Origin of the sequence: Amycolatopsis sp. lyj-112 (assembly GCF_046549055.1) — a bacterium.
Lineage (GTDB): Bacteria > Actinomycetota > Actinomycetes > Mycobacteriales > Pseudonocardiaceae > Amycolatopsis.
Map to the genome: position 1 here is coordinate 160432 of NZ_JAJPWS010000017.1, position 9319 is coordinate 169750.

The 9319-nt window shown below is 62.9% G+C and carries 9 protein-coding genes; all 9 read right to left on the minus strand.

Annotation, left to right across the window (positions count from 1 at the left end):
- Nucleotides 1–20 precede the first annotated feature (20 nt).
- Nucleotides 21–896 (minus strand): hypothetical protein, encoded by an 876-nt coding sequence (locus ACLJRL_RS36495; RefSeq protein ID WP_410660934.1) that lies wholly within the window; start codon nucleotides 894–896, stop codon nucleotides 21–23.
- Nucleotides 897–994: 98 nt separating this feature from the next.
- Nucleotides 995–1270 (minus strand): hypothetical protein, encoded by a 276-nt coding sequence (locus tag ACLJRL_RS36500; RefSeq protein ID WP_410660935.1) that lies wholly within the window; start codon nucleotides 1268–1270, stop codon nucleotides 995–997.
- A gap of 311 nt (nucleotides 1271–1581) precedes the next feature.
- Nucleotides 1582–1923, minus strand: coding sequence for a hypothetical protein (locus ACLJRL_RS36505; protein WP_410660936.1), 342 nt, complete (start codon nucleotides 1921–1923; stop codon nucleotides 1582–1584).
- Between the two features lie 54 nt (nucleotides 1924–1977).
- On the minus strand, nucleotides 1978–2307 hold the full coding sequence (locus ACLJRL_RS36510; RefSeq protein WP_410660937.1) for a hypothetical protein: 330 nt from the start codon (nucleotides 2305–2307) through the stop codon (nucleotides 1978–1980).
- A 153-nt stretch (nucleotides 2308–2460) separates the two neighbouring features.
- Nucleotides 2461–3177, minus strand: coding sequence for a hypothetical protein (locus tag ACLJRL_RS36515; protein WP_410660938.1), 717 nt, complete (start codon nucleotides 3175–3177; stop codon nucleotides 2461–2463).
- Nucleotides 3178–3471: 294 nt separating this feature from the next.
- Complete coding sequence (locus tag ACLJRL_RS36520) at nucleotides 3472–4551, minus strand: DUF3560 domain-containing protein (protein WP_410660939.1); 1080 nt, start codon at nucleotides 4549–4551, stop codon at nucleotides 3472–3474.
- Nucleotides 4552–5071: 520 nt separating this feature from the next.
- Complete coding sequence (locus tag ACLJRL_RS36525) at nucleotides 5072–5710, minus strand: hypothetical protein (RefSeq protein WP_410660940.1); 639 nt, start codon at nucleotides 5708–5710, stop codon at nucleotides 5072–5074.
- Between the two features lie 133 nt (nucleotides 5711–5843).
- Complete coding sequence (locus tag ACLJRL_RS36530; RefSeq protein WP_410660941.1) at nucleotides 5844–6848, minus strand: DUF932 domain-containing protein; 1005 nt, start codon at nucleotides 6846–6848, stop codon at nucleotides 5844–5846.
- A gap of 554 nt (nucleotides 6849–7402) precedes the next feature.
- Nucleotides 7403–8167: a hypothetical protein gene (locus ACLJRL_RS36535; protein ID WP_410660942.1), complete on the minus strand. Its 765-nt coding sequence runs from the start codon at nucleotides 8165–8167 to the stop codon at nucleotides 7403–7405.
- Nucleotides 8168–9319 lie beyond the last annotated feature (1152 nt).

A 9319-nucleotide genomic window follows, 5' to 3' on the forward strand; every position in this document is an offset into this window, starting at 1 on the left:
GCCCAGACAGTCTTAGACAGCTATCCGTTGCCGAACAGGTAAGCGGTTTTTCTGATGATCATTTCAACGTGGCTAAGAAACTGCTCCATTAGTGCCACCACATCCACCGACCAATCTTGCGAGGCATTAAACGCAGGATCGTCCTTCAGGACAAGGTTGAATTGATGGTAAACCTTGTTCTCCATTCCTTCATCGGAGCCGACCATGTAGAACAAGACTGCCCCATCACGAATATCTCGGTCACCATGCTCCATTCGCCTGTTCGTAGGACCGTTGCTGGACCACCAATAGTCTCGCGGCAGCCACTCCGTCGGGACAAGCCGACGATGCTTGTCGATATTCCACAGCGCATTAAGCCGATGAAGAAGGCTTTGCGTGAAATCTTCCTTGAACCCGCCAGCCTTTGCACCCAAGATCTCGATCGCTTCGACGGCTCCAACCGCAACTGCTTCCTCATGCCGTTTGAACGGCTGCGCGTCTCGAAGCACCGCACGCGCCGAACCGTCGAACAGGTCAGCGCGCTTGCCAGTGAAGAACGAGTCAAACTTTTCAGGGGTCTCACATATCGGAAAAGTTGAGGCCTGCCCCTGACTGTCAGTCAAAGTCCCACCTTGGCTACGCAGCGCCAACTCGAACGCCAGACTCTCCAAAGCGCCACGAAGATTATGCACGATGTCACCAACCGTCGTGCTAATCGAGATCGGCTGCGGACGCCAAACACTCAGCCGGTACGCCAGTCTTCCCGGGGTGTCCGTCGCCTCCGGCCGCACCTCATACGGCCCAGACTCCCGATACTGACGCACCAGCGCGCGCAGCGACTCGACGTGCTCCGACGCCCTCGCCAACTTCGCGTTCCAAGACGTCGTCGGCCTCAGCCACGACGGGTCAAACATCATCCATCCAGTATCGCATCCAACAGCACGGCGAGATCGGACGATGACCCGTACCCCCAGGGGCACCAGGAACATCGCGCCCTCGGCCGGGACGGATGGGCCTACCCGTCGACCGAGGCGCCTTTGAGGTGGTTGTAGAGGTTCGCGCGGCTGAGGCCGACCTCGCGAGAGATCTTCGTCTTCGGCACACCAGCCTTATCCGCTTCCTGGATGTCGGAGAGTCGTTCAGTGCGTTCGACCTTCAGCTGCTTAGTCAGGAACTCTTTCATTTCCTGTAGCGAACTTTCCACGTCTCGGACGCTCTCTAAGGCAGTCTCGATCAGTTCGACCCGGCGCCGGCGGGCGCGCAGTTGCGCGATGTGCTCCTCTTTGTCCATTTGCAGCCCCTCTCGCGTCGGGTCAGCCGATCTTCCGGCCTTGCTGAGCTTCCGCCTGCAGCGGTGTCACCCTAGACACCCTAGCGAGACAACCTGGTCGCGGTACACGGCGTGTCGTGACCAGGGATCTCTGGTCACGACACACCACCCTCTGTCGGACCCACCTCGAACGGCCCCGCAGGTCTCCGAACGCCGTGTGACGGCGGCTTTGTCGACGCGGGTGATCGCGATGGCCAATCCCGTGCGCAGTGGCCCCTGAGCCCAGCAGGGCCGGGGCTTATCGGTCCACTCGAGATCAGTTCGAGCTACCGCTAGTTGCCGTCCAGGCGGAGTAGGTCGGCCAGCGCCTTCGGCGCCTTCTGCGAGGGCAGCAAGGAAGGCACGGACGGTGCTGCCGACGCCTCGGAGGCTTCGAGTGCTTCCAACTTCCGCCGCACGGCCGTGAGCGACTTGTACGGGTGCCCCGTCGCGCCGTGATCGTGAGCCGCCTGGCTTTGCAAGTAGGAGACCATGACTGCGGCGTCCTTGGCGCTCATCTCGAAGACGGCAGTTGTCGCAGTCATTCGCACCTGTGCCGCCTGCTCGTTGCTCATCATTTCCTTGAGCGCGCGAACGTTATCTTTTGTCAGTTTTGTGATCTTGATTTCGGGCATGACGATTGTTCCCTTCTTGCGTTGTGGTGTCATGTCTTTCGACAGAGTTGGCGACTATCGAGAAACGCTGATCTCGGCCAGGCAGTTCTCGCGGCCGCCTTGACTTGCTGCCTTGAGGTCGACGTCGAGAGTGTCAGCGAGGTGGTGCAGATCTGCGAGGAAGTCGCTGATGAGGGCTTGGAAATTCTCGTAGGTATCGCCGATCTGGCTGGCGTAGGCGTTGAGAGCCGCTGCTGCGAATCCGGCCTTGCGGGTGTTGTCGTGGATGATGTCGTTCGGGTCGGCGGTGTCTCGCGGCGCGCCGTCACCTGCGAACGCCGCCGGGTCGAGCTCCTCGACGACAACGTCACGTAGGGCACGAACGCGATATAGGTTGTCTTGCATAGCTTTCTCCGCTTCTGCTGCTATTCAGTCGCTTCACCCGGACATTGCCGCGCTTCAGGAGGGCTTTCGAAACAAGGGAGGGCCGTCGGTGACGGCCCTCCCTTGTTTCGAAAGCCGGGTATGACCGGCGTTTGGTCGAATACCGACCGTGGTTCAGTCGGCACGCTCCCACTCCCAGGTGGCGCCAATCGAGTAGCGGCCATCGTCGTCGGCCGTGATCCGGGCAGGCAGGTACCCGTCCTCGGCGACCTGCTGGAAATCGAGCACAACGATCGTGTCACCGTCCCAGTAGGCGCGGTCGGTGCCTGCGGAATGTTTCCGGGCGGTGTCGCTGATCCAGGCGACCACCATCTCGGCCACGGGGCGGCGGAAGCGCGGGCATCCGGCCCTGCTCCATCCGTGGGTGGCCGAGGCGAGCGCTGGGAACACGGGGTCTGTGCCGTCGACGTTGACCGTGACCAGGATTTCGTCGTCTTCGGCGGCGAGCCGCGCGGTATCGGCTAGAAGCGCGGCTTCCGCGCGCTCGTCAGCGGGCGGAGTGCCGAGAACCCAGCTCCAGCCAGGGACGCCCATTGTGTATCGGCCGTGATCATCGGGTTCAACCTGAACCGGGTCGTGCCCGTCTGAGTCCAGCACTGTCAGTATGTCATTGTCGAACCTGGCTGTGCCTGGCCACTCGTCGGGGTCTTGCTCGTGCATCGTATTGAGCCAGGACACGACGGCGTTGGCCGTCTCCCGGCAGAACCTGGGCACTGCGAAGGTGTTCCATCGCTTGTCATCGATCACTGCGGGGAAGGCTGGTGCCTCGGGCACGTACAACGCGACGTACACCTCGCCGTCGGTCGCGGTGGGAATCGGTGGCGTGGACATGTCAGATCCTTTCTTCTGTTGCCGGGTTATCGGGCGGATGTGATCGCCTGGGTGGTCCAGGCCTAAAGGTCGAACGTCATGCGGGCGTGGTGGCGGCATTAGAGGGGTGTGCAGCGCCGCTGATCTGCTGGGTCGCACGGCGGCGGCAGAGTGCAGCGCACTTCCGTTGCCAAATTCGGTTTGCCAGTTGCACACCCTGAGGCAGTAGAGGAAGGACGCAGAACGAGCTGCCGCCGTCGGTTTCGTTGCAGGTGGATGCTTCGAGCCGAAGTCCTGCCCACTACCGGCAGGTCATCACTGCGCGTCGTTGAGGCGCGGGGCTCGGCTGATCCGGTCGCTACCCGGCGCCTCGTACGCCTCGACGACCTCCGACGGCATCTGCTCAGTGGTCCGGTGGCCGCGTAGCTTGTGCCAGGCGACGGTCCAGGTGACCTCTTTCTCTCCGGGCCGCGGGGTCGGGAACACCGGGTTCGGCACGGTCACCGACTTCTTGTTGACCCGCCGTACGCGCATCCACATGCCGCTGCAGAGCACCCAGTCGCCTTTGGCGACCGTGTCCGGGCCCAGCCTGGATGCCTTGCCCGCGGCCTGGAGCTGGACGTAGACGCCTTTCCAATAGTCGATCTGCTCGGTGAGGGTGGCGATCTCGCGCCGCAGGTAATCCGCGCGCTCCTCGGTGGGGTATCGGATGCCCCACCGGTTCCGGTCCTGGCCGTACTGGTCTGACTCTGTGAGCCAGCCCGGCTCGCCGTCGAGCTCGCGCTGGAGCCGCCGCCGGTCGGCCTCCAGCTTCTCGATCCGGTTCCCGATGGTGACCGTGTTGTTCCGGGCGCCCATGTGGTGCGACGCGGTCTCGGCCCGGCAAGTCAACTCGTCAGCGTGGGCGCCTTGCTCGATGGACTTGCCGAGGTTGTTCCAGGCCCGTTCGCGCCGGTTGCGGTCGGCCCTGTAGCTGTAGTGGTCGACCAGCATGGGCTGGCCCATTGGGATGTTGTCGAACACGGCGTCGGCTTTGGCGCGCGTGGCGTCGGCCTTGGCTTGCTGCTTTCCGGCGCGTTCGGTGAGCCGGTCGGCCCGGCCGTCCATCCGCTCGGCGCGATCGGCTTCCTGCTGCTCGACGCTGGGCATGTTGTCGTCGATGTCGCGCTCGACGGTGTAGCCCACCCGTTTGAGAACACGCTCGACATCGTCGATGGCATACGGCTTGGACTGGCGGTGCCGGGAAGAACGCAGCAGCCACGCCGTGGCGTAGCGGGACCAAGTCCACGACGGGTGAGCTTTCAGTGCCAGGTGCGCGGGACTGTTGCGGGTGGTGCCCTCGACGGTGGTGCCGGACTCGTATTCGTGGTGGATCGTCAGGGTTCCCAGGGACATAGCGATGTGCCTCCTTGACTCCGTTTCGCTTGTGGTGCGGGCCGTTTCGGTACAACCGCGTGACTCCGGGCGGGGTCAGTGGTCCTGGTCCCATCCCATGCGAGCGGCCCACGTGGCGTATGCGCGCGCGGCCTCGTGCGGGGTGCCGTAGGTGGGTACCTCGGCGGCCAGTAGGTCGGGCCGGATGTTGCCGCCGGTGAAATCGCGAGCGGTGTAGCGCTTCGCGGTCGCCCTCGGTGATGCGGCGGACGGTGCCGATCCCGAGGCGGTGAGACGCCGCGAGGATCGGCGCTGCCTCGTTGTGCAAGGTTTCCGCGTCCATCTCACCGATCGCGCGATTGCGGCCTTCGTAGGCGTCCCGGTCGGTCAGGCCGGGTATCCACAGCGGCGCCAGCGCGTTGATGCCGTCCAGGCAAGAGCTGCACCGTTAGATGCTGGGTCGTGACACGGCAATAGAAACGCCCATGCCGAGGTTTGTCGCACCCCTCGGTGCCGCACTCGTCGCTGAAATCTCCTTTACTCATGACTTCGCCGTCCTGTCTGGGGCGGGAACAGTGGCCGGTTCGGCCGCCGGAAAGGTGGCCAGGAACGCGGCGACCTGGGCGGCGTGATCCGAGGCGACGGAGAAGGTGAACGCCACGCGTCCGGCGTTGCGCGCCACTGTCGCGGTGCCGGCCAGCGGGCCCGCGTAGCGCACGACCGCTTCCTGCGGGTCGCAGCCGGTCGCGGCGGGCCGGGGATGCTGAACGGTCGCGCCGAGCGGGCCCGCGATGGCGTACGCGAGCCGGTCCCGCGCGGCTGATTGGTTGTCGAGCCGCTGTTTCAGCTCACGGGATTCTGCGAGGGTGACCCGGTAGGCGGGAAGCAGCCGCCGGGTGGCCTCGGACGCGACCTTTTCCGGTGTCTTGGTCGGCGAGACCGTTATTTCGTGTGATGGCACCGGGTTCCCGCGCCGGTGCCGAATAGTGGACAGCTCGGCCGGGAGGCTGGCGGACAGCCTGAGTCGCGGTGTCTTCTCCCAATCGGAGTAGCACACGTGAACTTGTTCGCTGTCTGGGCCGATGAGGTAGCGGTCTCGTTGGCCGTGGTAGCCCGATTCGATTGTCCACGTTCCGTCGAGCGCTTCCGCCATCGCTGCCGCGAATTCCCCTATGTCCATGGCTGTTTCCTTTCTTTCTGTGTCGGATTTGGTTGCGCCGTAGTCGGTTCAGGCGCGGAGTGTGGCCCTGGTCGCGGCCACGGCACCCGCGCGGCGGCTGGCCGCGCGGGCACCGAAGCGGCGACGGTCCTTTTCAGACCGAAGCCAGCACCTTGCCGAGCGTCTTTACGGTTTCCTGGTCGAGCGCGTCGGCCTTGCCGTCCACCGCGCGGGACATGTTGCGTTCGGCGCGGGAGGCGTTGCGCACGATCGCTTCGTGATGGGTGTAGGTGTTGATGGCCTGCACCACTCCCCACGCGGTACCGCGCCAAGGGCTGACCCGGTTGTCGCTGTTCCACAACCGGGTCAGCGCGGCCCGCTCGTTCGTCGCGGTGGTGCGGGCGCGTCCCTTCTCCTCAGGCACCGGAGTGTGTGCGTCCAGGAAGGCGCGCCATGCCTGGTCGGTCACGGTTGTTTCGCACAGCGCCTTGACCTCGGCGGCGAACTCCTCGGCCACGGTGTGGACCATCGCGAGCGCGTCGCGGGCCTCCACGATGCGGAATTTGCCGTTCTTGGAGTGCTTGACCTTGAACTGCTGGCCGTACTCGCGCAGACCGGCCGCCATCGTGTTGTCGCACACCACGTTAGTGACAGTCCGCTTGTACGTGGTGGCCAGGCTGCCGTCGTGACTAGTGCAGGCGACCAGGTTCGGCCGAAACTCCACCCCTTCCGGGGTGGTGATGTTCTCGGGCACTTCCACGCTCACCCAGGCCTGTCGGCGGTCGCGCAGCAAGCCCGCGGAACCGATCGACAGACCGTCGTCCAGGATCGTGCCGACCTTGTCCAGTAGCCATTCCTGGTACTGGTGCACGGCGTACCCGTCGGCGAAGATACCGAGGACGTCCCCGGTATCTGATGCGGTAATGGCCTGCTTGTTCGGCACTCGGCGCAGTCCGAACTTGCCTGCAACGAGCACCGGTTCCGGCTCGGCGGTCCAGTGGAACAGGCGGCGCTGAACGTCGACTACCGGGATAGCGCCGATGTAGTGGTTCGGCTCGCTGCCCTGTGCAGATGCCCGGTAGTGCCACGCGCGCCCGCGCTTGTCGGTGAACCCGATCAGCACATTGTTGTTGAGCCATTCGCTGGTTTCTTTGGACATGACGAACCCACTTTCGTTATCGGAGGTGATACGGGAAACCCGTTATGCGGTCGCGGCGGCCGCACGCCAACGCGCGCGGCACTGAAACGACACAACACGGTGCGCCTAGTCGCCGTAGTGAGACTTCATAATTTCTTGCGCTTGGTTCAGTACGGCGCGTTGCGTAAGCCACCGTTCGACATCGATGAAATTCCGGTGCCATACCTCGATTTCGTCCAGTTCGACCAAACAGAACGCCACCCTCACCATAATCCGCGCCATCGAAGAACGACCCGCACGTGTCCGCGTTCGGCGGCGTAGGCGAATACGAACACGTCGCCGGACTGTTCGCGATCACGGGACTTGATTCGGCGAGGCAGCGAACGACCAGGCTCACCATAAAGTTCATGGTCGGCGCCAGGGATGGACAGCGCTTGATAAGCGCGCCGGACTCCGCGTCTGTCTGCATAGTCGCTAAAGATCACATCTTGTCGGTCCCGCTCGTTCCGGCAGGTTGATTGTTGGTATTCACGGGCGCGTGTCGCTCGATCTTTGTTGCGCGGTTGACTTGTTCCCTAAGCCACATTCTTGCCGTAGGGGTAGATAATGGGGTAGCAGTGTTCGCAGCCACGCAGGGTTTCGCGGACGTCGGACATGGTCACGGCGTGGTTACCGTGCCGGTATCCGTCGACCATGGCGGAAATGCATTCGCAGTCGTCTTCTGCGTAGTATTCGGCACAGTCGTAATGCAGCGGCTCATCAACCGTTGTCGCGAGCCACTTGTCGCATCCAGCGCATTCCCGATAGCCCAGATTGGACATGATGTGGTCGATATCCCAACCGTGACAGTCGGTGCACAAGCCCTGTCCGTCATCGCCCAGCGCGGACACGACGTCGGCCGCGATGTCTTTCGGAACATCGTAGGAATCGACCAGAACGCGCGCGGCGTTCTCCGATTCCCGTTCGGACAGGTCTTCGTCGTCGAGCAGTGGGTATCCCGTGAGAGAGGCGCCGATACGGGTAGCAGCCTCACGGGCGACGGAATCCCCGTAGTCGTAAGCAAGAAGACCGTTCCACTCTGCCGCTTTACCTGGTGCAGCCTCCTCCATAAGCCGCATTGCCGCATGCCCATTGGACACGTCCGCCAAATGGGCGCACTGGTGCCCGGTGAGGTAGTCGCCAGGAATCGGCAGCGGATCACCGCCCGTTCCGAGCGCGAATCCGAAACCGGACCAGTCATTATCTCGGGCACAGTCTTCACCGTCCCATGTCCCGTAGCGGAAATTCTGCCTGAAGTACAGGTGCGCGTCTTCGGACAGGGAAATTTCAACATTGTTCATGATGGACACTCCCAGCGGGTGCGGATGAGTACGTATCACAGGCCACATGCAGCAAAGAAACGGTCGCGACTGAATCGGGGGTTGACCGATTTGAAGTACGTGCACAAGGCGTCGGCGAGCGCTTTTCGTTCGTCGTCGGCGAAAACTTCCCGACGTACGGAATCCGCAATCTCTTTGAAGTCCTTACGAGTCATGGCAGATTCTCCAATCTTGTTGTGGTCTCATACTGTTTGGCGGTTCAGGCCAGTTGCGAACTGGTACGGGCCGAAATATGAACACCGTCGGGTGCAAGTCATGCAAATGGGATCATCTTCTATGTCCGCGCAATGCGGAATCGCAAGCGATAGCACCCGGTCGGCCGGTCGCGCATTCCCTGAACCTCCCCAAGGGGAAGCCGTTATGTCTAGTACACAACGCAGGGAACCATGCCCGTAAGACATAGCGTGCTATGAACGACAAAAGCGCGACGCGCTTGAGAGAGTCGTTCAATGTCGGCAACCGCTTTACACAATCCGGACGCCCACACGTTGTGACGTTTGTCGGTGCTAGACCACCATTTAGTTGTCTTGGGGACACACCTCTGACAGACGTGCCTTTTATGCGCGCTACTCCGCTCTATAGCAAGGATTCACATAACGGAGCTGCAAGCGCAGTTACTACGCATCTCAAACCGAAATGCGCGTTTGGCTACGCGTCGTTCCCCACTACTACCCTGCACGGTTTCGCTGCTGTCCGCGCGGCCCAAGCCGCTGCCCGCGCTGTGCGGGTCTTATGGTTCGTAACGACCAAACCTTTGAGGAAAAGAAGGGAAGGAGATCGCTCGCGGGACGCCGTGTCCCGGTCCTCACGCCCTTCTCTGCCTCATCCACTCCGGCCTGTATCGGTTACATGTCTAGGTTGACACACTGCCTATACACTTTCAAGCTTCAGGCGCGTTCCGTTATCTCGCCGTTACCTTCGGCGTCGACCTTGCTACCCGGGGCCGGTCGGGCCCTTGAGCAGGTAAGACGCAGAGGAAGAGAAGGCCCGCACAGCGCCAGCCAGCGCCCGCGACCGCGACCCGCACAGCGCCAGCCAGCGCCCGCGACCGCGACCCGCACAGCGCCAGCCAGCGCCCGCGACCGCGACCCGCACAGCGCCAGCCAGCGCCCG